General features: G+C 40.7%; 26 protein-coding genes and 1 riboswitch. Of the genes, 18 read left to right on the top strand and 8 right to left on the bottom strand.

Annotated features, from left to right (window positions below):
- Genes ACVWXS_RS07300 through ACVWXS_RS07285 form a run of 4 tightly spaced genes read right to left on the bottom strand, consistent with a single transcriptional unit; the run spans position 1 to position 1,136 of the window.
- Positions 1-207, bottom strand: coding sequence for a hypothetical protein (locus ACVWXS_RS07300; protein ID WP_456957244.1), 207 nt, complete (start codon positions 205-207; stop codon positions 1-3).
- Positions 144-578: a hypothetical protein gene (locus ACVWXS_RS07295; protein ID WP_456957242.1), complete on the bottom strand. Its 435-nt coding sequence runs from the start codon at positions 576-578 to the stop codon at positions 144-146. The genes ACVWXS_RS07300 and ACVWXS_RS07295 overlap by 64 nt, the downstream gene beginning before the upstream one ends.
- On the bottom strand, positions 535-681 hold the full coding sequence (locus ACVWXS_RS07290; protein WP_456957240.1) for a hypothetical protein: 147 nt from the start codon (positions 679-681) through the stop codon (positions 535-537). The genes ACVWXS_RS07295 and ACVWXS_RS07290 overlap by 44 nt, the downstream gene beginning before the upstream one ends.
- On the bottom strand, positions 678-1,136 hold the full coding sequence (locus ACVWXS_RS07285; RefSeq protein ID WP_456957238.1) for a hypothetical protein: 459 nt from the start codon (positions 1,134-1,136) through the stop codon (positions 678-680). Before ACVWXS_RS07285 ends, ACVWXS_RS07290 begins: the two co-directional genes overlap by 4 nt.
- 118 nt (positions 1,137-1,254) lie before the next feature.
- On the opposite strand from ACVWXS_RS07285, the gene ACVWXS_RS07280 reads away from it, so the two are divergent.
- The 6 genes from ACVWXS_RS07280 to ACVWXS_RS07255 all read left to right on the top strand — a co-directional run bounded on the left by ACVWXS_RS07280 (position 1,255) and on the right by ACVWXS_RS07255 (position 8,571).
- Positions 1,255-1,644, top strand: a complete 390-nt coding sequence (locus ACVWXS_RS07280) for a MerR family transcriptional regulator (protein ID WP_456957236.1) — start codon at positions 1,255-1,257, stop codon at positions 1,642-1,644.
- Complete coding sequence (locus ACVWXS_RS07275) at positions 1,637-3,139, top strand: class I adenylate-forming enzyme family protein (RefSeq protein WP_456957234.1); 1,503 nt, start codon at positions 1,637-1,639, stop codon at positions 3,137-3,139. Before ACVWXS_RS07280 ends, ACVWXS_RS07275 begins: the two co-directional genes overlap by 8 nt.
- Before the next feature lies 1 nt (position 3,140).
- Positions 3,141-4,808, top strand: a complete 1,668-nt coding sequence (locus ACVWXS_RS07270; RefSeq protein ID WP_456957232.1) for an acyl-CoA dehydrogenase family protein — start codon at positions 3,141-3,143, stop codon at positions 4,806-4,808.
- 146 nt (positions 4,809-4,954) lie between these two features.
- Positions 4,955-5,137: riboswitch (cobalamin riboswitch) on the top strand.
- Positions 5,138-5,348: 211 nt separating this feature from the next.
- Entirely contained in the window at positions 5,349-6,350 is a 1,002-nt protein-coding gene (locus ACVWXS_RS07265) for a FecCD family ABC transporter permease (RefSeq protein ID WP_456957230.1), read from the top strand.
- A complete protein-coding gene (locus ACVWXS_RS07260) occupies positions 6,347-7,822 on the top strand; it encodes an adenosylcobinamide amidohydrolase (RefSeq protein WP_456957228.1) in 1,476 nt (491 codons plus the stop codon). The genes ACVWXS_RS07265 and ACVWXS_RS07260 overlap by 4 nt, the downstream gene beginning before the upstream one ends.
- Positions 7,823-8,007: 185 nt before the next feature.
- Positions 8,008-8,571 carry a cob(I)yrinic acid a,c-diamide adenosyltransferase gene (locus tag ACVWXS_RS07255; protein WP_068986691.1) on the top strand — a complete coding sequence of 188 codons (564 nt, stop codon included), beginning with the start codon at positions 8,008-8,010 and terminating at the stop codon, positions 8,569-8,571.
- A gap of 8 nt (positions 8,572-8,579) precedes the next feature.
- Here ACVWXS_RS07255 and ACVWXS_RS07250 read toward each other — a convergent pair whose 3' ends face one another.
- Entirely contained in the window at positions 8,580-8,909 is a 330-nt protein-coding gene (locus tag ACVWXS_RS07250; RefSeq protein WP_456957226.1) for a hypothetical protein, read from the bottom strand.
- Positions 8,910-9,330: 421 nt separating this feature from the next.
- Here ACVWXS_RS07250 and ACVWXS_RS07245 point away from each other — a divergent pair, with 421 nt between their 5' ends.
- The 10 genes from ACVWXS_RS07245 (at position 9,331) to ACVWXS_RS07200 (ending at position 23,590) form a co-directional block, all read left to right on the top strand.
- Positions 9,331-11,553, top strand: coding sequence for a heterodisulfide reductase-related iron-sulfur binding cluster (locus tag ACVWXS_RS07245; protein WP_402983195.1), 2,223 nt, complete (start codon positions 9,331-9,333; stop codon positions 11,551-11,553).
- Positions 11,554-11,751: 198 nt separating this feature from the next.
- Positions 11,752-12,957 (top strand): acetyl-CoA C-acetyltransferase, encoded by a 1,206-nt coding sequence (locus ACVWXS_RS07240; RefSeq protein WP_456957223.1) that lies wholly within the window; start codon positions 11,752-11,754, stop codon positions 12,955-12,957.
- Complete coding sequence (locus ACVWXS_RS07235; RefSeq protein ID WP_068986688.1) at positions 12,957-13,808, top strand: 3-hydroxybutyryl-CoA dehydrogenase; 852 nt, start codon at positions 12,957-12,959, stop codon at positions 13,806-13,808. The genes ACVWXS_RS07240 and ACVWXS_RS07235 overlap by 1 nt, the downstream gene beginning before the upstream one ends.
- 69 nt (positions 13,809-13,877) lie before the next feature.
- Positions 13,878-15,014 carry an acyl-CoA dehydrogenase gene (locus tag ACVWXS_RS07230; RefSeq protein ID WP_456957221.1) on the top strand — a complete coding sequence of 379 codons (1,137 nt, stop codon included), beginning with the start codon at positions 13,878-13,880 and terminating at the stop codon, positions 15,012-15,014.
- Positions 15,015-15,212: 198 nt separating this feature from the next.
- Entirely contained in the window at positions 15,213-16,349 is a 1,137-nt protein-coding gene (locus ACVWXS_RS07225) for an acyl-CoA dehydrogenase (protein ID WP_456957219.1), read from the top strand.
- 3 nt (positions 16,350-16,352) lie between these two features.
- Positions 16,353-16,985 (top strand): TetR/AcrR family transcriptional regulator, encoded by a 633-nt coding sequence (locus ACVWXS_RS07220; protein ID WP_456957217.1) that lies wholly within the window; start codon positions 16,353-16,355, stop codon positions 16,983-16,985.
- 135 nt (positions 16,986-17,120) lie between these two features.
- The gene (gene icmF / locus ACVWXS_RS07215) at positions 17,121-20,369 is read left to right on the top strand and encodes a fused isobutyryl-CoA mutase/GTPase IcmF (RefSeq protein WP_456957215.1); all 3,249 of its coding nucleotides are present in this window, start codon (positions 17,121-17,123) and stop codon (positions 20,367-20,369) included.
- Between the two features lie 151 nt (positions 20,370-20,520).
- Complete coding sequence (locus ACVWXS_RS07210) at positions 20,521-20,679, top strand: hypothetical protein (protein WP_368636147.1); 159 nt, start codon at positions 20,521-20,523, stop codon at positions 20,677-20,679.
- Positions 20,680-20,831: 152 nt separating this feature from the next.
- Positions 20,832-21,386 carry a DNA-directed RNA polymerase subunit delta gene (rpoE, locus tag ACVWXS_RS07205; protein ID WP_456957212.1) on the top strand — a complete coding sequence of 185 codons (555 nt, stop codon included), beginning with the start codon at positions 20,832-20,834 and terminating at the stop codon, positions 21,384-21,386.
- Positions 21,387-21,997: 611 nt separating this feature from the next.
- Positions 21,998-23,590 (top strand): CTP synthase, encoded by a 1,593-nt coding sequence (locus ACVWXS_RS07200; RefSeq protein WP_456957210.1) that lies wholly within the window; start codon positions 21,998-22,000, stop codon positions 23,588-23,590.
- On the opposite strand, the gene ACVWXS_RS07195 is transcribed toward ACVWXS_RS07200, so the two are convergent.
- A complete protein-coding gene (locus ACVWXS_RS07195; protein ID WP_456957208.1) occupies positions 23,531-24,058 on the bottom strand; it encodes a hypothetical protein in 528 nt (175 codons plus the stop codon). The two genes, ACVWXS_RS07200 and ACVWXS_RS07195, sit on opposite strands and share 60 nt — an antisense overlap.
- 68 nt (positions 24,059-24,126) lie before the next feature.
- Between ACVWXS_RS07195 and ACVWXS_RS07190 the strand changes: the two genes are divergently transcribed.
- Entirely contained in the window at positions 24,127-24,249 is a 123-nt protein-coding gene (locus ACVWXS_RS07190; protein ID WP_456957206.1) for a hypothetical protein, read from the top strand.
- 161 nt (positions 24,250-24,410) lie between these two features.
- Here ACVWXS_RS07190 and ACVWXS_RS07185 read toward each other — a convergent pair whose 3' ends face one another.
- Positions 24,411-24,941, bottom strand: a complete 531-nt coding sequence (locus ACVWXS_RS07185; protein WP_456957205.1) for a DUF2529 family protein — start codon at positions 24,939-24,941, stop codon at positions 24,411-24,413.
- A 155-nt stretch (positions 24,942-25,096) separates the two neighbouring features.
- Here ACVWXS_RS07185 and ACVWXS_RS07180 point away from each other — a divergent pair, with 155 nt between their 5' ends.
- Positions 25,097-25,453, top strand: coding sequence for a response regulator (locus tag ACVWXS_RS07180; protein WP_368636151.1), 357 nt, complete (start codon positions 25,097-25,099; stop codon positions 25,451-25,453).
- A gap of 117 nt (positions 25,454-25,570) precedes the next feature.
- Here ACVWXS_RS07180 and ACVWXS_RS07175 read toward each other — a convergent pair whose 3' ends face one another.
- A complete protein-coding gene (locus ACVWXS_RS07175; RefSeq protein WP_456957202.1) occupies positions 25,571-25,747 on the bottom strand; it encodes a hypothetical protein in 177 nt (58 codons plus the stop codon).
- Positions 25,748-25,968: the final 221 nt, after the last annotated feature.

Here is a 25,968-nt window from a genome sequence, read left to right as displayed (position 1 = left end):
TCAGAGCGAAGGAAAGAGCCGGCGAAGTGACGGAAAGGATCGTCGGAGCGACGGAAAGAATCCGAAGCGACGGAAAGAGCCGGCGAAGTGACGGAAAGAATCGTCGGAGCGACGGAAAGAATCCGAAGTGACGGAAAGAACCGTTAAAGCGACGGAAAGAACCGGCGAAGTGACGGAAAGAATCGTCGAAGCGACGGAACGCCCCACCAGAGCGACGGAAAGAATCCGAAGTGACGGAAAGAATCGTCAGAGCGACGGAAAGCGCCGGCGAAGCGACGGAAAGAATCGTCAGAGCGACGGAAAGAGCCGGCGAAGTGACGGAAAGAATCGCCAGGGCGACGGAAAGAATCCGAAGTGACGGAAAGAACCGTCAAAGCGACGGATAGAACCGGCGAAGTGACGGAAAGAATCGTCGAAGCGACGGAACGAATCCGAAGTGACGGAAAGAATCGCCAGAGCGACGGAACGCCCCGCCAGAGCGACGGAAAGAATCTGAAGTGACGGAAAGAATCGTTGGAGCGACGGAAAGAATCGCTAGGGCGACGGAAAGAATCCGAAGTGACGGAAAGAACCGTCAAAGCGACGGATAGAACCGGCGAAGTGATGGAAAGAATCGTCGAAGCGACGGAAAGAATCCGAAGTGACGGAAAGAATCGTCAGAGCGACGGATAGAACCGTCAAAGTGACGGAAAGAATCGTCGAAGCGACGGAAAGAATCCGAAGTGACGGAAAGAATCGTCAGAGTGACGGAAAGAGCCGGCGAAGTGACGGAAAGAATCGTCGGAGCGACGGAAAGAACCACCAGAGCGACGGAACAAGCTGCCGAAGCGACGGAACGAATCATCAAAGCGACGGAACGAATCATCAAAGCGACGGAACGAATCATCAAAGCGACGGAAAGAATCGCCAGAGCGACGGTAAGAATCTTGAAGCGTGGATAGAACCGCCAAAATGACGGATAGAACAGGCAAAATGATGGATAGAACCGCCAAAATGACGGATAGAACAGGCAAAATGATGGATAGAACCGCCAAAATGATGGATAGAACAGGCAAAATGACGGAACGAATCAACAGAGCGACGGAACGCCCCACCAAAGCGATGGATAGAACCAGCAAACTGAAGAACAGCTCCATCGAAACATCCCCATTCATCTCCTTAAATCAATAATTTTCTTAAAGATTCAGAAATCTTGTTGAAGTTTACGTTAGCGTCAATGATATACTGATGGAAAATGTGAAGGGGGAGATGAAGTTGAAGACGATTCAAGAAGTGGCTAAGCAGTTTAATGTTTCAACACGGACAATTCGTTATTATGAGGAGCTTGGGCTGCTTAATCCCAATCGTTCATCTACTAATCAACGAACCTTTTCAAAAAAAGAATTGGCGAAGCTTAAGCTTATTTTTCGGGGAAAGCGTTACGGTTTTTCACTTGAGGAGATTAAGGAGATGGTATTGCTGTTTGATTTTGACCGCACAGGCATTCAGCAATTGGAGCGTACGGTCGAATATGGGGAACAAAAAATTCAAGAAATAGATAGCAAAATAGCAGAGCTTGCACAAATGAAAAATGAGTTACAGCAATTGCAAGGTGTGTTTACTAAAAAATTAGCGACTTTAAAGGGAGAGATGTACGATGAATAGTTCGAATTTGTTAGCACGAAATGCGCGCAAGTATCCTTTGAGCGAAGCGGTTGTTTGTCAAGGCAGACGAGTGACCTATCGTGATTTGGATGAGCAAGTGACACATTTTAGTCATGCTTTATTAGAGCAAGGTGTACGACAAGGCGATAAAGTCATCATTTTTATGCCAAATGTTGTAGAGTTTGTTGTTAGCTATTTTGCAATACAGCGCATTGGAGCTATTGTCGTTCCAGTAAATGCGAAATTTACGCTGCAAGAGGTCGAATATGTAGCGCAGCATGCAGACGCTAAAGCTATTCTAGTTCATGAAGCAATTTTTGCGGCAGTCGAAAACATCACGGTCGTTCCTTTAAAAATCAAAACAGGACAAGAGCATGCTGGTTGGCTAAATTATGAAACACTTCTTCAACATACAAGCGTTCAAACAATTGATTGTCAGTTGAATGAAGATGATGTCTCGACGATTTTATATACATCGGGTACAACGGGAAAACCAAAGGGTGTGTTGTTTAGCTATCGCAATATTTTAACTGTAGCACAAATGATTGCAGTAGAAATGGAAGTAAAGCCTGAAAGCCGAATCCTTCTCATGATGCCGTTGACGCATTCAGCTCCGCTACATTTATTTTTTATGGCAGGCGTACTTGTAGGCTCAACAAATGTGCTAACACCAACATTTACACCTGATTTGTGTATTGATTCAATCGAGCAGGAAAGGACAACGCATTTCTTTGGTGCACCTGTCGCCTATTTGCTAACTGCTCAAATGCCGAGATTGCAAACAGCAGATTTATCTTCGATGAAATGGTGGATTTATGGAGGTGCGCCGTTATCACAAAACGAAATTCGCTTGATAGAAAAGGCTTTCCGAACAGCTCATTTAACTTGTGTTTATGGTTTGACGGAGGCTGGTCCAAGCGGTTCGTTATTGTTTGGTAGGGAGCATGAAACGAAGGCGGGGAGTATTGGTCAGCGTGCACCACTTGGCACGGAGCTGCGTATTATCAACGACAATGGAGAAGATGTCGGCGTTGGTGAAGTTGGAGAGATTGTGTTATTTGGTGAAGGCAATATGTTGGGCTATTACAAGGATGACATCGCAACAAAGGCTGCATTTATAGATGGTTGGCTTAAAACAGGAGATTTAGCGCGTATGGATGAGGACGGATATATTTGGATTGTTGATCGTAAAAAAGATGTTATTATTTCAGGCGGTGTTAATATTTATCCGAAGGAAATAGAAGATAGTATGTTAAGCTATGACGGGATTTTTGAGGTAGCTGTAATAGGTGTTCCGCATCCACAATGGGGAGAAACGGTGAAGGCCGTCTATGCTTCTAAAAAGGCAATTGCTGAAAATGATCTTATAAATTATTTAGAGGAGCGTCTTGCTAAATATAAAATACCACGCCTCTTTGAACAAATGGAAGCGCTACCACGAAATGCAGCAGGCAAAATATTAAAACAATCTTTGAAGGGACAAGAGGTGAGATAGCATGAAGGTTTTACAGCAGGAAGAAATGAAAACAACGAATTTTTTTAAAGATGAGGATACACTTCATAAGATTTTAGAAATGATGCTAGATCAAGAGTTTGCAGAATATGCAACACGCGAGCTAACAGATTTCGGAGGGCTCTGTGCTGGAGATATTGATGTGAGAGCGAAACATACGGATAGAGAGGGTGAACCTCGCTTACAAAGGTATAACGCATATGGTGAAGAAGTGTCAGAGGTCTGGGTTAATGATGGCTATAAAAAAACGATTGAAGAGACATACAATACCGGTATTGTTGGCTATGTGCATAAGGATATTCCGCAATTAGGTAGAAAGGGCAATTATGTGTATAGCTTTGCTCAAGGCTATTTACTGTCCCATACTGAGCCAGGCTTTTACTGTCCTGTTACTTTAACAATGGCAACGGCTTATTTACTCGATCATTATGCAAGTGATGAGGTGAAGGAGCGCTTTTTACCACATGTCTGTGCAACAGGAGATACCGAGTTATATGAGGGAGCTACATTTTTAACGGAGCGTCAAGGTGGTTCTGATGTTGGTGCGAATGTTGTAGAGGCGAGAAAAGACGGCAACCAGTATCGTTTATTTGGTGAGAAATATTTCGCATCTAACGCAGGAATGTGTGGAGTAGCGATGGTATTGGCCCGTATGGAGGGGGCACAGACAGGCTCAAAAGGCTTAACATTATTTGCGGTTCCATGGCGGAATGAGGATGGCACTGTGAACAACCTCCGCATTCGACGTTTAAAGGATAAACTTGGTGTTCGAGCAGTGCCTTCTGGTGAGGTGGAATTTGATGGCGCACTAGCTTATGTTGTCGGTGAGCCGAATAAAGGGATTTATTATATGCTGGAGGCACTTAATTTATCAAGAATTTGCAATGCTGTTGCTTCTATTGGCATTATGCGTCGCGGTTATCTAGAGGCGAAGCACTATGTAACCAATCGTCATGCATTCGGTAAGCCTTTAACGCAATATCCTATGATTCAGGATACATTAGGGAAATTTGCTGCCAAGCTTCATGTAGAAGTTGCCACTGTTTTTGATGTTATTCAGCTGTACGATAAAGTAACAAGTGGACAGGGCAATGAACAGGACATCATTATGAATCGCTTGTATATTGCGATCATGAAAAAAGAAACGGCAGAGCAAGCGGTACATTATGCTAGTGAAGCGATTGAATTGCACGGAGGGAATGGTTATATTGAGGATTTTGTTACACCTCGCTTATTAAGAGATGCACAGGTGCTGACTGTGTGGGAAGGAACTGCCAATATTTTAGCATTAGAGCTCATTCGTTTAGTAGATAAGTTTCATGCGCATGAATTATTTGTTCGTATCATGGAGGAACGTCTAGAAAAACTAGCTGACAGTCTATTAGTAGCAATTGTAGCAGAACAATTAGTAAAACTAGACTTGACTTTGCAAACATTTAGTCGTTTGGATGAAGCAACGAAAACGTTCGATGCAAAAAAGGTTGCAGAAAAAATGGCACATATATATGAAAGTGTTGTAGCAGTCGAATGGGCACATAGATTCGGCGGTAAATATGAAAAGCTAGCAGATATTTATTTAGAGAGCACATGGTCATTGCGAGAAATTGGTGCGCCAATGAAAACCGTTCAGTATTTTTTAGATATAGTCTAATAGATTAGAGTCTGGGATATAGCAAAATTTAAAAAAATCACATAAGAAAAGCGCGAGAAATCAACGTTTCTAAAATTGATTTCTTGCGCTTTTTAAGGTATTGACCAGTTTTATCCCAGCCTCTTTTTTTTTCATGTATAATTATATCAACTGAAAATTATAAAGGTTCTTTACTTATGTAAAGTGAAAAGGGAAATCGGTGTTATTCCGATGCGGTCCCGCCACTGTATGTGTGAGTTTTTTCAATCTGCGCCACTGAAAATTTCGGGAAGGCTTGAAAAAGCGAATGAAGCACGAGCCAGGAGACCTGCCTTTATAGAAAACACGTTGCGGCCTACGAGGATAGGGTGGTGGATTTTGTATACGTATTTTTGTGCAAATTTGATCCCCTCATCTTTTTTGGATGAGGGGTATTTGTTTTGTAAGATGGATGTCGATAAATTCTCAATATTAGGCGATTTCAAGCCAAAATGTATCGATCAATCAGAAGAACAAGTCGTTGAATATAGGCACAGATAGACTAAGGGGGAGAGCCTTTAAATGAGTAGAACGATTATAGCCTATGTAACAGCAATTACGCTTCTAATTATTAGCATCTGGTGTGGCGTAGCGATAGGCTCAGTTCATATTCCACTAGAAGTATTGTGGAATAAGGCGGCTGATGAGACAGCTGCCAATATTTTATGGAAAATTCGTTTACCTAGAGTCCTGTTGGCGGGACTTGTCGGAGCATCTCTTGCCATTGCAGGGGCAGCTTTTCAAGGCTTACTAAAAAATCCTTTGGCAGATCCTTATACGTTAGGTGTTTCCTCTGGTGCATCAGTTGGCGCAGTGATGACGATTTTCTTTAGTATATCAATCCCGGTAGTAGGCCATTATGCATTACCAATCTTCAGTATGATAGGTGCAATATTTACGATGGTAGCTGTCATGGGCTTTGCTAGAATAGTAGACCGCTCACTAAAAATGGAGACTCTTATTTTAACAGGGATCATCTTTAGTTCATTTTTAGGTTCCTTAATTTCCTTAATGATTGCATTATCTGGTGAGGAGCTACGACAAGTTATGGGATGGTTGCTCGGCTCAGTATCGATGCGAGGTTGGCCTTTTGTTCAAATGATTATTCCGTTTGTGATCATTGGCTCAATTATGCTTTGGACACAAAGACGCGAGTTAAATGTTTTGTTATATGGAGAGGAACGCGCGAAACATTTAGGTGTTCATGTTAAGCGTAGTAAATATATAATTTTGGTAGGCGGGTCAATGTTGACAGGAGCAGCTGTAGCAGTTTCTGGTACGATTGGTTTTGTTGGCTTAGTTGTACCCCATATGACGCGGATGCTTTGGGGTTCAGATCATCGTCATTTATTGCCATTATCATTTTTAAATGGGGCAACTTTGCTCATTATTTGTGATTTAATAGCACGAACAATTATTATGCCAAGAGAGCTACCAATTGGCGTAATTACTGCATTTATTGGGGCGCCCGTTTTTTCTTATATTTTTTATAAGCAACGTAGAAGCAAGGGGGGACGGGCATGATTGTTGTTGAACATCTTTCTGGTGGCTATGAAGATGTGCCGATCGTTCAGGATATAAGTTTTTCCGTTGAAAAAGGAAAAGTACTAGGGATTTTAGGACCGAATGGTAGTGGGAAATCCACACTATTAAAAGTAATGAGTGGCATACTGCCAGCAACTGCAGGCACTATAGTAGTAGACGGTAAAAATATTAGCGCTTATAATGCACGTGCGTTGGCAAAAAAAATGGCAGTGCTACCACAATTACATGCGAATGCCTTTTCAAACAGTGTACGTGAGGCGGTATCACTTGGACGTTATCCCCATCAAACAGGCTTCTTTTCAAGTTGGACTGAACGAGATGAACAAGCAATCCAACATGCAATGCTGCAAACAGGTGTGAAACGTTATGAACAGACATCGATGGAATTTTTGTCAGGCGGGGAACAACAAAGAGTTTTTGTAGCCCAGGCTCTTGCCCAAACGGCGGAAATATTACTGCTAGATGAGCCAACGAACCATCTAGATATTGCCCATCAACGTCAAATTTTAGATATGGTACGAAAGGAAGCAATTGAATGCGGTTTAACCGTTATTATGGTACTACATGATATGAATTTAGCTTCCCTTTATTGTGATGAATTATTACTAATGGAAGGCGGAAGGATGCGAGCATTTGGAGCGCCACATGAAGTATTAATTGCTTCGCAAATTGAAGACGTCTATCATGCGCGAGTAGCAACTTATGCACATCCTGAAATTCCAAAGCCTCAAATTACAATGATGCCAGCCTCAGTCGAACATCAGCAACGTGCTGTCATCAAAAACGAAAATTTTACTGTTACGGAGCATTACATTCAGCTTCAATCAGAGTTGCCGTTAAAAACGGTTTCCTCAGCTGTACATAATCCAGGTATTGGTTGGTATGATTGCTTATTAAATCGCTCTGTACCAATAGATTATGTCATTAGTGATGTAAAGAAAGAGGTCGCTGAATTTTTACAAAAGGAGCATTTTTCACCTACCGGTACAGTCGTTATGTTAACAGCTGTTCCGACAAATCTTGTAGCTATAAATGAATTTAAAGCTTCCTTTGGTAGCATATTTGTTGCTGTTACAGCTGGAGTCGGCAATGCCGTTGATGTGTCACGTGCTCATGAAAGACAAGATGAACCATATATTGGTACTATAAATACATGGGTCATCATAAATGGTTGTTTATCAGAAGAAGCATTTTTCCAAGCAATGATGACAGCTAATGAGGCGAAAACAAAGGCATTGCAGTCAGAAGGTATTCGTGATGAGCTTAGTGGTACGATTGCAACAGGTACTGCTACCGATAGTTTATTAATTGCAGCGACACAAAAAGGGGAAGAGATGCAGTATGGTGGTCCAATTACAGCTGTAGGCAAGTTAATTGGTAAAGGTGTTTTTGAAACAACGGTGCAGGCAATAAAAAATTATCTTCATTCAGCAGAAACATCTGCTGAATGAAGATAATGCCTCCGGCGGATGTCACGGATTTTCAAAGGAATGAATATAAGGATGTTAGCCTAAAACCTTCGCATCCTGCGAAAACGGCTAACTGACCTGCGTCGTGCAGGCCTGGGCACAATTCAAAATCCGGACGCAATTACGCCAAGGCGAAATTGATAAAATAATTTTAGGAGATGAGAGAAATGAAGCTTTACACGAAAACAGGCGATACGGGGAAAACTAGTCTTATAGGTGGACGTGTCGACAAAGATAGCTTGCGCGTAGAGACATACGGGGCAATTGATGAGTTGAATTCTTTTATTGGCAAGGCAGTAAGTGAATTAGATCGTGAGCTATTCAAGGATATTCTAATTGATTTAGAAACGATTCAGCACGAACTTTTTGATGCAGGCGGCGACCTCGCTAATGTCATGAAGGAACGTCATTATAAGCTTGCAGAGCAGCCAATTGAAGTGTTAGAATCTCGGATTGATGCATTGTCAGATGAAGCGCCACCATTACAGCGCTTTATTTTACCAGGTGGTGCACCAGCAGCTGCAACCTTACACATTGCTCGCACAGTAGCGCGTCGAGCAGAGCGACAAATGGTAACGCTTATGAAGGAAATTGAAGACGTACCGACAATTGTGCAAAAGTATTTAAACCGTCTATCCGACTATTTATTTGCAGCTGCACGAGTTGTTAATTTTAGACTTAAAGTTGCGGATGTTGAATATATTCGAAGCGGTAATGTCTTTAAAAAATAGCCTGAAATTTATTTATGGCAAATTACGCTCATTAGCAAAACGTGTAGTTGATTTCCGTTCCGACTGGGCGCTTTGTTGCTGACGCTTCGCTTTCGCACAGATAAAACATTTGCCGCTGACGCTTCGCTTTCGCGCAGAGCAGAGCTTCCTGGGGGCGTCCGATGAGCCGCTTCGCTGCAGGGTCTCGGGGCAACAAATGTTTTCTGTGCGAAAGCGTAGTGCAAACGCAGCGTCAGCAACAGGATGTTGGTCACGAAGGCGTTATCACAGGGCGTGATGGTTTTAGCCTTCGTTCCTCTATCGCTGATCCCCGAGGAGTCGCCCAGTCTCCACTCCAATCAACTTATTTACATGGCATAGTTTTTATACAAATGTCATCTTAAACTTTTATTGAAAGAGCATATTAGTTTTAAAAAGAAACAGCTATTTTAAAATTTAGCGCATTGAAAAAGTCGATTTGTCATCAAAAACATGATGCAAATCGGCTTTTTTGATTTTCTATACCCAACAAAAAATAGATTTATAATATAAAAAAATGAAATTCTTTAGCTGTTTCATGTCCTTTTAAAAATTCAGGGTGGCTTTTTTTCTTGTAAAATGTAAGAATATAAAATTATCAGAAATATTTCCGTTTTATGTTGACTGAATGCTCACTCATTTATTAGAATAGGAATATAATGATGACGTACATTTACGTATGAGCTAGCGAATTCACCACAAAGAGAGAAAATTACGACAAACTAAAGGGGGGGACCAACCATGAGTCCATTAGTAATTGCAAATATTGTTCTAACAGTCGTGGTTGTGCTTTATGCAGGAGGATTGTTCTTCTATCTGTTAAAAACACGTTATAAGTTTGTGCAATTGGGGAAAAAAGTTGAGTTTGATGAAAGTGTCAAAGAACGTATTCGTTATATTATGGTCAATGTATTTGGCCAAAATAAACTATTAAAAGATCCAAAGAGTGGTTTAATTCACGTCATGTTCTTCTATGGATTTTTAATGGTGCAGCTAGGCGCTATTGATTTAATTTGGAAGGGGTTAGTACCTGGATCACATCTGCCACTTGGCATTTTCTATAGTGTCTTTACATTCTTCCAAGAGCTTGTGGTATTAATGATTTTAGTGGCGGTCGTGTGGGCATTTTACCGTCGCTATGTAGAAAAGCTAGTACGTCTAAAACGAGGCTGGAAAAATGGTCTTGTCTTAATTTTCATTGGTGGGTTAATGTTATCAACATTGCTTGCAAATGGTATGGGGTTAATTTGGCATGGTGAAGAACTAAGTTATACAGAGCCGGTTGCTTCTGGCATTGCAGCTATATTTAGCTTCCTACCAGCATCAGTAGCAGCTGTTGTTTTCTACGTGATGTGGTGGGCGCATTTATTAATTTTATTAACATTCTTAGTGTATGTACCACAATCGAAGCACTTCCACTTGATTGTAAGTCCAATCAATGTGTACATGAATCGTTTAGATCGTACAGGTACTCTAACACCAATCGACTTTGAAGCATTAGAAAATGCTGAAGATGAAGAGGATATTCCGGCAATTGGTGTTGGACGTATTCAAGACTTTACACAAAAACAAATGCTAGATTTATATTCTTGTGTAGAGTGTGGACGCTGTACAAATATGTGTCCAGCATCAGGAACAGGGAAAATGCTATCGCCGATGGATTTAATCGTGAAGCTGCGTGATCATTTAACGTTTACTGGTGCTGTTGTGACAAAGCAAAAACCTTGGGTACCTTATCAATTCTTTGCTAATACAAAGGGGAATCAGTTAGCGATGGCAGCTGGTGCTGAAGGCGCAGTCATTGAAGATATCTACAGCCCTTCTTTAATCGGCGATGTCATTACAGAAGAGGAGATTTGGGCATGTACGACTTGTCGTAACTGTGAAGATCAATGTCCTGTTATGAATGAGCATGTCGATAAAATTATTGACTTACGCCGTTACTTAACAATGACTGAAGGGAAAGTAAACCCTGATGCACAACGCGCGATGACAAACATCGAACGTCAAGGCAATCCTTGGGGCTTGAACCGTAAAGAAAAAGAAAATTGGCGTGACCTAGATCCAACAATTCATATTCCGACAGTGAAAGAGCTGAAAAAATCAGGCGAGGAAATGGAATATTTATTCTGGGTAGGCTCAATGGGTGCATTTGATAACCGCTCACAAAAAATTGCATTAGCATTCTGTCGCCTATTAAACGAGGCTGGCGTAAAGTTTGCGATTTTAGGAAATAAAGAGAAAAACTCAGGGGATACTCCTCGTCGTTTAGGAAATGAGTTTTTATTCCAAGAGCTTGCTACAGCGAATATTGATGAATTCGAGAAAAACGACGTAAAGAAAATTGTTACAATCGATCCGCATGCTTACAATATCTTTAAAAATGAATATCAAGACTTTGGCTGGAAGGGCGAGGTTTATCACCATACCGAGCTATTGAACGAATTGATTGATGAAAATCGTCTAGCGTTAAATTACGAAGTTCATGAAACAATTGTTTTCCACGATTCTTGTTATTTAGGCCGTTATAACGATGTCTATGATGCGCCACGAGAAATACTACGTGGTATTCCAGGTGTTAAGCTTGTGGAAATGGAGCGTAATCGCGAGACAGCAATGTGCTGTGGCGCAGGTGGCGGATTAATGTGGATGGAAGAGCATGTCGGCAACCGTATTAACGTAGCAAGAACAGAGCAAGCTTTAGCAACGGACGCATCAGTAATTTCTTCTGGATGTCCTTACTGTTTAACAATGCTTGAAGATGGCACAAAGGCAAAAGAGGTTGAGGATTCAATCGGTACATTCGATGTTGCAGAGTTATTAGAGCGTTCTGTGTTTGGTGAAAAGGTGAAAGCTGTTGAAATTTCAGTTGAAGAGGCAGCAGATGTAATGGCTGAAGAAGTAGTAGCTTCTGTAGAAAGTGTCGAACAAGACAAGAATGCAGAAACTAACGCAGAAAAATGATAGTTATTGCAGAAATATTTTAGTTATCTGAAAAATATAAATTGCACAATAAATAATTGTTTTGTAGAATAAGATTAAATGGAAATGGGAGTTGAAGTTGATACTCCCATTTTTCATCGCAAGAGGTCGAGCGAGCGTTCAGTCAACAAAAATGCTCTGATACTTCTTCTAGAACGTAAAACAAAAGGGGTGTTTTACTTGAATAGAGCTGTAATTTTAGCAGGAGCAAGAACTGCATTTGGTAAGTTTGGAGGTTCACTATCAGCATTAAACGCAAGTGATTTAGGTGCAATCGCCATAAAAGGGGCACTTGAGAAAGCGAAAATTTCGCCTGATGAAGTGGATGAAGTGATTTTAGGTTCTGTTTTACAAGGGGGACAGGGCCAAATTCCTTCAAGGCAAGCTGCAATAAAAGCAAATTTACCAATAGCGGTGAAAACAGAAACGATTAACAAGGTTTGTGCATCAGGAATGCGTGCTATAACACTAGCCGATCAGCTAATTCGATTAGGGGACGAAGAAGTGATTATCGCGGGTGGTATGGAGTCAATGTCCAATGCACCGTATTATCTACAAAATGGTCGAACAGGCTTACGCATGGGCGATTCAACAATGGTGGATGGCATGCTATATGATGGCTTAACATGTGCCTTTGATAAGGCAAGACCACATATGGGAATCTACGGTAATACGACAGCGAACGAATTTTCTTTAAGCCGTGAGGAGCAGGATGCATGGTCTGTTCGTAGCCATGAACGTGCACTTGCAGCAATTGACAAAGGTTATTTTGCTGAGGAAGTTGTGCCTGTGGAAATTCCGCAACGTAAGGGAGAACCGCTTCAAGTCGATACAGATGAGGCACCAAGAGCGGGTACATCAATGGAGGTACTGGCAAAGCTCAAGCCAGCCTTTGACAAGGACGGAACGATAACAGCAGGTAACGCACCTGGCGTTAACGACGGTGCATGTGCCTTAGTAGTAATGAGTGAGGAACGTGCAACGCGTGAAGGTAGAGAGCCACTTGCGGTTATTATCGGCCATGAAGAGCTTGCTATTGAGCCAGAAAACTTCCCACAAACACCAGGGCTTGTTATTAACAAATTACTGAAAAAGACGGGTAAATCATTAGCGGACATTGATGTCATCGAAATCAATGAAGCCTTTGCGGCAGTAGCTCTAGTGAGCAAGCAACTGGCAGATTTAGATGCTGAAAAGGTCAATGTGAACGGCGGTGCAGTTGCATTAGGTCATCCAATTGGAGCATCTGGAGCACGCATTATTTTAACACTTGCACATGAATTAAAACGTCGTGGCGGTGGTATCGGAATTGCTGCTATCTGCTCAGGTGGAGGGCAAGGCGATGCGATTATGATCGAAGTACCGAAAACAGGGGGACACGAATGATGGGAATTCAAAAGGTAATGGTTATTGGTGCTGGACAAATGGGCTCTGGCATTGCACAAGTTTGTGCACAAGCTGGCTATGATGTCAAATTGAACGATATGAAACAAGAATTTTTCGAGCGCGGTTTAGGCGTGATGACGAAAAACCTGACACGTGATGTCGAAAAGGGTCGTAAAACTGAGGATGAGAAGGCGGCTATTCTAGGTCGCATTAGTATGTCACTAGATTTACAGGATGCTAGTGATGTAGATATTATCATCGAGGCCGCAGTGGAAAATATGGAAGTGAAGCAATCCATCTTTAAGCAAATTGATCAGATTGCACCAGCACATGCCATTTTAGCTACGAATACATCATCTTTACCAATTACGGAAATTGCAGCTGTCACAAATCGTCCAGAGCAAGTGATCGGTATGCACTTTATGAATCCGGTACCTGTGATGAAGCTAGTAGAGATTATTAGAGGATTGGCCACAAGCGATGAAGTCTACAAAGCTGTTGAAGACATGACAGTAAAATTATCGAAAACACCAGTGGAAGTAAATGACTTCCCGGGCTTTATTTCAAATCGTATTTTACTACCTATGATCAATGAAGCAATCTATGCACTGTATGAGGGTGTAGCATCGAAGGAAGCCATTGATGATGTGATGAAGCTCGGTATGAATCATCCAATGGGACCTTTAACTTTAGCGGACTTTATTGGTCTTGATACATGTCTATCCATAATGGAGATTTTACATGAGGGCCTAGGTGATAGTAAGTACAGACCTTGTCCATTGCTTCGTAAATATGTAGCAGCAGGCTGGTTAGGTAAAAAATCTGGAAGAGGCTTTTACGTTTACGAATAATCCTATGGGGATGGGGCGATTCAAGCGAAATGGAATGTTACGAGACAACATTTAGGGGTGACATAATAGATGCATTTACGATTTACAGATGAACAAATAATGATGCGAGATATGGTCCGAAGTTTTGCTCAGGAAAAGATTGAACCGTGGGTAGAGCGTATGGAAGCAGGGGAGTTTCCACGTGAGCTCCTTGCGCAAATGGGAGAATTAGGTTTAATGGGGATAACAACCCCAGAAGAATTAGGCGGCTCTGCGATGGATTTTACATCGTACATAATTGCTATAAATGAACTATCGAAAGTTAGTGCAGTAATGGGTGTTATTTTATCTGTGCATACTTCGGTTGGAACAAACCCTATTATATATTTTGGCAACGATGAACAGAAGAAACGTTATGTTCCGAAGCTTGCTGCCGGGGAATATTTAGGGGCATTTTGTTTAACAGAGCCTAGTGCTGGCTCGGACGCTGGATCACTGCCATCAAAAGCGGTACGAGACGGGGATGATTATGTTATCAATGGCTCCAAGGTGTTTATTACAAATGGTGGAGAAGCAGATGTTTATATTGTCTTTGCCTCAACGAATCCTGCTGCTAAAACACGTGGTATTTCAGCATTTATTGTTGAAAAGGGCACACCGGGTTTAATCATAGGGAAAGATGAACATAAAATGGGCTTACACGGTTCACGTACAGTCCAATTAACATTTGATAACTGTCGTATTCCAGCTGCAAACCTTCTTGGGGAGGAAGGGGAAGGCTTTAAAATTGCAATGGCCAACTTAGATGTTGGACGTATTGGCATTGCTGCGCAATCTTTAGGCATTGCTGAAGCAGCGTTAGAAGCAGCTACTGCTTATGCCAAAGAGCGTGTACAATTTGGCAAACCTATTGCTGCACAACAAGGGGTTGGCTTCAAGCTTGCTGATATGGCGACTGCTGTAGAATCAGCAAAATTACTAGTATATCGTGCAGCAGATTTACGTTCAAAAGGGTTGCCGTGTGGAGCGGAGGCATCCATGGCAAAACTCTTTGCCTCACGCACAGCAGTGCAAACGGCAATAGAAGCGGTACAGATTTTTGGTGGCTACGGCTATACAGAAGACTATCCCGTAGAGCGCTATTTCCGAGATGCAAAGGTGACAGAAATATACGAGGGTACAAGTGAGATTCAAAAACTAGTCATTAGTAAACATTTACTTAAATAAGATCTGAAGTTATGTTGCAATGTTGATTTTTCAAGGATGATGTCGATCGTTATAAGAAAACGCTCGGGTAACCCGGAGAACTGATCAGGTAACCAAGAGATCTGCTCAGTTTCCCGAGGCAGAGCGCAGAAACATGATCGAATATCAAAATTAACAATTTAGCAATAACAGAGTCTAACTAAAAAGGGGAAATGGACAATGAACTTTCAATTAACAGAAGAGCATGAGCAATTACGTGAAATGATTCGTGATTTTGCTATTAATGAAGTAGCACCGACAGCAGCAGAACGTGATGAGAATGAAGAGTTTGATCGTGCAATTTTCGATAAAATGGCGGAGCTAGGCTTAACAGGTATTCCTTGGCCAGAAGAATACGGTGGTGCAGGCTTTGATTATCTTGCGTATGTTATTGCTGTGGAAGAATTATCACGTGTATGTGCTTCAACGGGGGTAACATTATCAGCACATACTTCGCTTGCGGGTTGGCCAATCTTTAAATTTGGTAATGAGGAACAAAAACAAAAATATCTTCGTCCAATGGCAGAAGGCAAACATATTGGTGCATATGGCTTAACAGAGGCAGGATCAGGCTCTGATGCTGGTGGCATGAAAACATATGCAAAACGTGATGGCGATGATTATATTTTAAACGGCGCGAAAATCTTCATTACCAATGGTGGAGTAGCAGATACATATGTTGTATTTGCAGTAACAGATCCAGAAGCTAAACATGGCACATCTGCTTTTATCGTTGAAGCTGGCTTTGAAGGTTTCTCGGTAGGGAAGAAGGAGAAAAAACTAGGAATTCGTTCATCTCCTACAACTGAAATTATTTTTGATAACTGTCGCGTTCCAAAAGAAAACCTGCTTGGAGCTGAGGGAGAAGGCTTCAAAATTGCGATGACAACACTTGATGGAGGACGTAACGGTATTGCGGCTCAAGCTGTAGGGATTGCACAAGGAGCATTAGATGCAGCGGTTGAGTATGGGAAAGAACGTGTGCAATTTGGTAAGCCGATTACTGCCAACCAAGGTGTATCTTTTAAATTAGCGGATATGGCAACTCACATTGAAGCATCTCGACTGCTAACATACCAAGCGGCTTGGTTAGAATCAAATAACCTACCTTATGGTAAGGCATCTGCAATGGCGAAATTAATGGCTGGCGATACTGCGATGAATGCAACGACTGAGGCGGTTCAAATCTTTGGTGGATATGGTTATACAAAAGATTATCCAGTTGAGCGTTTCATGCGTGATGCAAAAATTACACAAATTTACGAAGGTACACAAGAGATTCAACGTCTTGTTATCTCTCGTATGTTGACAAAATAACGTATGACAGAAAAAGATAAAAGACCCCAAGTACAGTCAACGGTAAAAGATGAAAATCTCATCGCCATTCGTCGAGAACAAATGATAGAGGGAGCCATTAAATTATTTAAAGAAAAAGGTTTTCATCGTGCCACGACGAGAGAAATCGCAAAAGCTGCAGGTTTTAGTATCGGAACATTATATGAGTATATTCGTACGAAAGAAGATGTCCTTTACCTTGTATGTGATAGTATTTATCACCATGCGATGGAGAGACTTTCAAGTTATGAGATTAAGGCAGGAACTATAGAAGAGTTAAAAGAAATGATTCGAGAGTATTTCTTGCAAATTGATAGTATGGTTGATGAGCTAACAATCATGTATCAGGAAACTAAAACATTGTCAAAAGAAGCGCAGCGTTATGTATTTAGTAAGGAATTTGAAATGGTTGCTACTTTTGAGCGATTACTAAAACGCTGTGTGCAGTCAGGTGAAATAACGATGACGGATCAACAAATCCATTTGGCAGCAAATAATTTAGTTGTTTCTGGACAAAGCTGGGCATTCCGTAAATGGGCGCTCCATCGTCAACACTCTATTGATGAATTTATTGAAATGCAAACAACATTGTTTATTTCAGGCATAAAGGGGTTCTAATAAGTTCCGTTAAGGGGTTGTCGGTAATTGCATAGAGCGACATTGCAATTACCGACTTTTTTTATGAATTGTAATAGGAAGTTGTTCCATAACACAAAGGTGTAATTGATTAAGGGGAGAAAGTGGGGATTTCATATGACAAAGGTAGAAGTATATCGTCCAAAAAATCACGTACGTTTTGTTACAGCATCGAGTCTTTTTGATGGGCATGATGCTTCAGTCAACATTATGCGACGAATTTTGCAATCGAGCGGAGTAGAGGTAATCCATTTAGGACATAATCGCTCGGTGGAAGAAGTGGTAAATGCTGCGATTCAAGAGGATGCTCAAGGTATTGCTGTGTCTTCTTATCAAGGTGGACATATGGAATACTTTAAATATATGTATGATTTACTGCGTGAAAAAGGAGCGCCACATATTAAAATTTATGGTGGCGGTGGTGGTGTTATTTTACCACGTGAAATTAAAGAGCTGCATGCATATGGGATTGCAGGGATTTTCTCTCCAGAGGATGGCCGTGTCTTAGGCTTACAAGGGATGATTAATGAAAAAATTAAAGGGACTGATTTCCCAACTGCAACGGGTAACTATCTAGAAAAGCTCGATGCTTTATCGACAGAAACACCAGAAATTTTAGCGAATTTAATAACTGCTGCAGAGTCAAATGATGATGGTGAAACGAAAAAGATGCTAGAAGAAGCTCGTAAACACTCAAAAGGGACACCGGTATTAGGTATTACAGGAACTGGTGGTGCGGGTAAATCTTCCTTAACAGATGAATTAATTCGTCGTTTCTTGAAAGAATTTCCGGATAAACGAGTGGCGATTCTTTCAGTCGATCCGACAAAGCAAAAAACAGGTGGGGCTTTACTTGGTGACCGAATTCGCATGAATGCGATTTTCAATAATCGAGTATATATGCGTAGTTTAGCAACCCGCGGATCTCGAACAGAGCTTACTGCTTCTATTGGAGACGTGCTAGATGTAGTGAAAGTAGTGGGCTATGATTTAATCATCGTAGAAACGAGCGGTATTGGTCAAGGTGATGCAGAAATTACAAAGTATACGGATTTATCCATGTACGTTATGACAAGTGAGTTTGGTGCGCCAACACAGCTTGAGAAAATTGACATGATTGATTTTGCGGATGTGATCGCCATCAATAAATTTGAACGTAAAGGCTCTGAGGATGCGCTACGCCAAGTGCAGAAGCAATACCAACGTTCGCGAGAGCTTTGGGATGAATCACTTGATAATATGCCTGTTTACGGTACAATCGCAAGTCAATTTAATGATAAAGGAACGAATGCTTTATTTGCAGCATTAGTAAATATCATTAATACGAATACAGGAAGTAATTGGGAAACTGGCTATGAGCAATTTGCGAAAACCCAAAAGCAGGATGTGATTATTCCAAACGATCGCCGTTATTATTTACGAGAAATTACAGATACTGTGCGTGGCTATCACAAAAAATCAGAGCAGCAAGTAGAATTTGCTCGCCGTCTATTCCAATTAGAGGGAGCGATTGCGGCGGTTAAGGAAAAAGCGCCAAATGATGCACTGATCGCATCTCTTACTTCTTTAGCAGAAGGTGTCAGAGATGAATTAACGGCTGAGTCCAAGCGTATTTTAGATAATTGGCAGGCTTTAAAAGAAGCCTATGCTGGAGACGAATTTGTCACGAAGGTTCGTGATAAGGAAATTCGTACGATTTTAAAGACAATAAGCCTTTCAGGTACAAAAATCCCTAAAGTTGCCTTGCCGAAATTCGTAGATTACGGTGAAATTTTACGTTGGGTTTATAGAGAAAATGTACCTGGTGAATTCCCTTATACTGCAGGGGTATTCCAATTTAAACGTGAAGGGGAAGATCCAAAGCGACAATTTGCTGGTGAGGGTACACCTGAGCGTACAAATAAACGATTCCATTATTTATCAAAGGATGATGATGCAAAACGTTTATCCACAGCATTTGATTCGGTGACGCTATACGGAGAGGACCCAGATTACCGACCAGATATTTATGGAAAAGTTGGAGAGTCAGGTGTATCCATTTGTACGCTAGAGGATATGAAAAAGCTTTATGCGGGCTTTGATTTATGTGCACCATCAACTTCAGTATCGATGACAATTAACGGTCCAGCACCGATTATTTTAGCGATGTTCATGAATTCGGCTATTGATCAGCAAGTGAAACTACATGAGAAAGAACTTGGTCGACCTTTGACAGTTGAAGAATTTATGGACACACGAGAGAAAACATTACAGGTTGTTCGTGGAACGGTGCAAGCAGATATTTTAAAAGAAGATCAAGGGCAAAATACATGTATTTTCTCAACAGAGTTTGCGTTACGTATGATGGGAGATATTCAGCAATACTTTATTGATCATAAAGTACGTAATTACTACTCAGTATCTATTTCTGGTTACCATATTGCCGAAGCTGGAGCCAACCCAATTTCACAGTTGGCCTTTACATTAGCAAATGGCTTTACGTATGTGGAATATTATTTAAGTCGTGGCATGAACATTGACGATTTTGCGCCAAATCTATCATTCTTCTTCTCTAACGGACTTGACCCAGAGTACACAGTTATTGGACGTGTAGCTCGTCGTATTTGGGCAGTTGTTATGCGTGATAAGTACGGCGCTAATGAACGTGCACAAAAATTAAAATATCATATCCAAACATCTGGACGTAGCTTGCATGCACAGGAAATTGATTTTAATGATATCCGCACAACGTTACAGGCATTAATGGCATTACAGGATAATTGTAATTCATTGCATACAAATGCATATGATGAGGCAATTACAACGCCTACAGAAGAATCTGTACGTCGTGCGATGGCAATTCAAATGATTATTACGAAGGAACATGGCTTAGCGAAAAACGAAAATCCATTACAAGGTGCGTTTATCGTAGAAGAGTTAACGGATCTTGTAGAAGAGGCGGTACTAGAAGAGTTTGATCGTATCAATGATCGTGGTGGCGTGCTAGGTGCAATGGAAACACAATATCAGCGCGGTAAGATTCAAGAGGAATCCATGTACTATGAAATGCTAAAACATTCAGGCGAGTTACCAATCATTGGTGTAAACACTTACTTAAATCCGAATCCACCTTCAGAGGATGAAATTGATAATATGGAAATTGCGCGAGCATCAACGGAAGAAAAAGAGACACAAATTCATAATTTACAGGCCTTCTGGAAGCAACATGAAAGTGAAGCGGAAGCGGCTATTGCTCGTTTACAACAAGTAGCTGTAAATAATGGCAATATTTTTGCGGAGCTTATGGAAACCGTAAAAGTAGCTAGCTTAGGGCAAATCACGAACGCTTTATATGAAGTAGGAGGACAATATCGTCGCAATATGTAAATTTTAAACGTGCATATCTTCTTACTGTATAACATTTATGCTATTTTATACAAAATGCTTCTGTATTTTTAAGTGTCTAGTCTTAGGATTAGGCACTTTTTTTTATTTCCGTTATAATAGAAATGTAAAAAAAGGGGAGGCGCGGTAGAGAATGAAATCAGTTATTCACTACATCATTATTTTAGCTTTAATGTTAGGAGTTATTTTCCTTTATGATAAGCAAATTGGCGCTGTTCCGATATTATTATTATCTGTCTATTTGTTTTACTTTGGGATAAAAAAAATGTGTGATATAAAAAACAGTAATTGAAGCTAGCAATGAGGATAAAACTTTGTATATAATGGGTATTATGCTTATGATATGGAAAGTTACTTTTGTGCGGCCTTTTTTGCTGCGCTCCGAAAATAAAGCAATATGTAATTTTAAAACGTCCATTGTGATGAGGGAAAGGAAGTGCACGAATGAATTTTCGTGAAATGACAAAGGAACAATTAGCGGAAGAATCGTTAATTAACTTAGCTTATGCAATTTTAAATGAAAAACGTGCCTCAGTGTCTTTTAATGACTTATTAACAATACTTCAAGAGCTTACAGGCTATAGTGATGAAGAAATGAAATCACGCCTACTACAATTTTATACAGATTTAAATGTAGAAGGTCGCTTCTTATTTAATCAGGAAGCTGGCTGGGGCTTACGTGAATGGTATAAAGTTGAACAAATTGAAGAAGAAACAGCACCTTCTGTTAAAACACATAAGAAAAAATCTAAAGCTGCCCTTGAGGATGAAGATGATTTAGATGAAGATTTAGAAGAAGAAGAGATTGACTTCGATGAAGATTATGAAGAATTCGTTGAAGGCGAAGATCTTGATGAAGATGAAGATGATGATAAAGAAGATATTGACTTTGAGGATGAAGAAGATTTAGAGGACATCGATGAGGAAATAGACGAAGACTTCATCGATGAAGATGAAGATGAAGATGAAGAAGAACTTGAAGAAGAGGATGAAAACTAATTTATTTCAGCAAATACCCGCTGAAATAAAGGAACTTAGTCTAAGAACGCCACGTCCTGTGGCAACGACTGAGTGACCAACATCGTGCAGGCCTAAGTGCAAAGCCGATTCCGGACAAGGCATAATTGATGATCATTACTCTTTGAATTTTCTTTCTTTTAACCTTGTAGTAAAAAATCTTGACTTCTATCGCGGTTACGTTTAATCTTTTACTTGGGCTCCTTAATTAAAGGAGAAAGACCGTGTATGTAATACGCTCCCCCTGCAAACCTATGCAGGAGGAGCGTTTTTTTATTGTTTTTAACTTTATTCAGTTGACTCTCCCAAGCTTATTGCAACAGAAATGAATATAAATGTTCCAAATCATTCATGATGTATAGTAATTGGTGTCTGAATAAATGTTGAAGCTTCTAAAAGGAAAGTAGAAAAGAGATAGAAACGATTACAGCTTCGAATCGACTACATTTTGTAGGCATTCTCGGCTTTTCTTATTTTAGGGATAAGAAATTTTTAGCCTATCGAGACATTTGCATCGTTGTGCGGTTAGCGTAGGACGTGAATGCACTTTTCTTACTAACAATTTCTAGAACAACATAAGGAGGAATTTTTTCATGACGAAGTATATTTTTGTAACAGGTGGGGTTGTGTCATCACTTGGAAAAGGGATTGTAGCAGCATCTCTAGGTCGTTTATTAAAAAATCGTGGATTAGAAGTAACGATTCAAAAATTTGACCCATATATCAATATTGACCCAGGTACAATGAGCCCTTATCAACATGGTGAGGTTTTCGTAACAGATGACGGCGCAGAAGCTGACTTAGACTTAGGTCACTACGAACGTTTCATTGATATTAACCTAGGAAAACATTCTACTGTAACTTCAGGCCGTGTTTATCAGTCTGTATTACAAAAAGAACGCCGTGGTGATTATAACGGTGGAACAGTACAAGTAATTCCTCACATTACTAATGAAATCAAAGATCGTATTCAACGAGCTGGTCGCGAAACAAATGCAGACGTTGTCATTACAGAAGTAGGCGGAACAGTAGGAGATATTGAGTCACTACCATTCCTTGAAGCAATTCGCCAAATGAAAACAAATTTAGGCCATAACAATGTGATGTATGTTCATTGTACGCTTATTCCTTATATTAAAGCTGCAGGTGAGCTAAAAACAAAGCCAACTCAGCATTCTGTAAAAGAATTACGTTCTTTAGGTATTCAACCAAATATTATCGTTGTGCGTACAGAGCAAGAAGTGCCTCAGGATATGAAAGAAAAATTAGCTTTATTCTGTGATGTTCAACCACACGAAATTATTGAATCTCGCGATGCAGAACATTTATATGAAGTACCATTAAATCTTCATGCGCAAGATATCGATGATATTGTTCTTGACCATTTTGGTATTGAAGCACCAGAGGCGGATATGGATGAGTGGCGTGAGCTTGTAGCAAAAGTGAAGAGCTTACCAAATAAACGAAAAGTAGCATTAGTAGGTAAATATGTAGAACTACAAGATGCTTACATTTCTGTTGTAGAGGCATTAAAACATGCAGGCTATGCATTTAATTCTGATATTGAAATTGACTGGATTAATGCAGAACATGTAGAGGCTGACAATGTTGCTGCTCTATTAAAAGGGGCAGACGCAATTTTAGTTCCTGGTGGCTTTGGTGATCGTGGAGTTGAAGGTAAAATTTTAGCGACACAATATGCTCGTGAAAACGATGTACCATTCTTAGGTATTTGCCTAGGTATGCAACTTGCGACAATAGAATTTGCTCGCAATGTACTTGGCTTAAAAGGTGCACATTCTACAGAGCTTGATGCAAATACAGAATATCCTATTATTGACTTCTTACCAGATCAAAACGACAGTGTAGACATTGGTGGTACATTACGTTTAGGTTTATATCCATGTAAGTTACAAGATGGCTCAAAGGCAGGCAAAGCATATGGTAAAGAGCTTGTTTATGAACGCCACCGCCATCGTTATGAATTTAACAATGAATATCGTGAAGCAATGGAAGCTGCAGGTCTTGTCTTCTCTGGTACAAGCCCTGATGGTAAATTAGTGGAAATTATCGAGTTACCAGAAAAGAATTTCTTCGTAGCATGCCAATTCCACCCTGAACTTGTATCACGTCCAAATCGTCCACAGCCATTGTTCCGTGATTTTATCGGAGCAACATTTAAATAATAAAAAAGAGTTGTCTCGCGCTGAGACAACTCTTTTTTTGCTTTTCGGCAAAACGAGGGGTTGATTTCCGTTCCGGCTGGGCGCTTTGTTGCTGTCGCTTCGCTTTCGCACAGATAAAACATTTGTCGCTGTCGCTTCGCTTTCGCGCAGATAAAACATTTGTCGCTGTCGCTTCGCTTTCGCGCAGATAAAACATTTGTCGCTGTCGCTTCGCTTTCGCGCAGATAAAACATTTGTTGCTGTCGCTTCGCTTTCGCACAGAGCAAAGCTTCCTGGGGGCGTCCGATGAGCCGCTTTTGTTGCTGCCGCTGCGTTAGCACTACGCTTTCGCACAGAAAACATCCGCTTCGCTGCAGGGTCTCGGGGCAACAGGATGTTGGTCACGAAGGCGTTATCACAGGACGTGATGGTTTTAGCCTTCGTTCCTCTATCGCTAATCCCCAAGGAGTCGCCCAGCCTCCACTCCAATCAACACTTCACATAGTAGGTCTCTTCTGGCAAGACACTTTAATATATTAAAATAAACTTCAGTAACAATGTTTAATAAGTGCGACAGCGGCAAATGTTTTCTGTGCGAAAGCGGAGCGACAGCAACAGCAGATTTACAATCGCGTCACTGTAAATTTATAAAATTTTATGCTTTTGTTGATTTGAATTGAAGGCTACTTGATGCTTGACCACAGGAAAGCTAGTAGCATGGAGCGGAAATCATCTTCATTTAAAGCGCCACAACATTCACAAGATTTCCTTGACCATTTTGATTTTCAACACTAAGAAAAAGAGTTGTCTCTAAACGCTGAGACAACTCTTTTTAGATCCTTTATAGCTCTTCGTCATCCAGACCAAGCATTTCATCATAAGAGATTTTTACGGCTTCATAAACAAAAAGGGCAGCAATAGCATGTGGCACAACTATGCGCTCTCCTAAATCGTTCGGTAATAAACCACCTCGTATGCGTGTAAAAATATACGTATACGCTAAATCTGCTAGTGGGTTTTCAGAATTTGCAGCTTCGCTAGCAACTGCTGCAAATGGAATAAAATTGTTACTGAGCTGTTGCGCTAAAGCTAATGCCTCTTCATCATGTGCACTTCTTGTAAAAATACATACACGATCAGCTTCCGTTATTACGGTATCCTTTGTCCACGGCACTAGCTTGGTAAAACGTTCAACTGCTTGACATGCATTTAACTCGACAACTTGCATCTCACCGAAGCATGCGAAATAGACATTTCCTTCGCCTATACCTGCTTGAGCAAGTAATCTTGCCGTTTCTTCAATAGCTTCCTCTTCATTTTGTGTTATTCTTTGAAATAACCCACTTAGTTGTGTTGTTAGTATTTTTGACATGGTCCCACCTCAATCAATATTATATGTTTGGGAAGAACATAAAGCAAAAGTAGTTAATTTATAATACTAGAAGGTATTAAGAAATTGAAGGAGAATAATACATAATATAGGAAGTTTTTTTGCAAGAATAATAACTAAAAAGGGCGGAATGAAATGTGAAACGAGTACTAATTGTCGATGATCAACCTGGAATTCGTTTGCTTTTAAATGAAGTGGTGAAAAAGGAAGGTTATAGTACATATTTAGCTGCAAATGGTATTGAAGCACTGCGATATGCAGAAGAGGGAATGGATTGTGTTCTATTAGACATGAAAATTCCAGGGATGGATGGCATTGAAATTTTAAAGCGCTTAAAAGAGAAGTGGCCACAACTCCCGGTATTTATGATGACTGCATATGGTGAACTAGATGTTGTGCAGGAAGCATTAGATTTAGGCGCAATTCGATATTTTACTAAGCCTTTTGATATTTTTGAAGTGCGTGATGAGGTTAATAAAACATTACAAGTTTAGATGAACAGGCAGTGGTCAACACCGCCTGTTTTTCATGGTTGTTATACGTATAGTAGAATTTTTTTATCGTTTCATTTTTACTTTGTTTCTAAATACCATATATATGTGGCATAAGTTTTACCAGATGTCATCTCCAACTTTTAATGAAGAGCCAAACATGTTAAAAAAGATAAACATTGCCGTTAGCTTTCGTGCAGAAAGCAGACGCTGTCGCTGCGTTGCACTTCGCTTTCGTGTAGAAAATAACAGCCCCTGCTTTTCAGGGGCTTGAACCTTCGTTGCGTTGCACTGCACTACGGTTTGCACTGTCGCTTCGCTTTCGCGTAACCTTCGTTACGTTTCACTGCACTACGGTTGACACTGCCGCTGGGTTGCACTTCGCTTTCGTGTAGAAAATAACAGCCCCTGCTTTTCAGGGGCTGAACCTTCGTTGCGTTGCACTGCACTACGGTTTGCACTGTCGCTTCGCTTTCGCGTAACCTTCGTTACGTTTCACTGCACTACGGTTGACACTG

The sequence above is a fragment of the Lysinibacillus sp. TE18511 genome, assembly GCF_054062295.1.
Note: the sequence above shows the minus strand (reverse complement) of the source record. Positions and strands in the feature narration are given on the sequence as shown.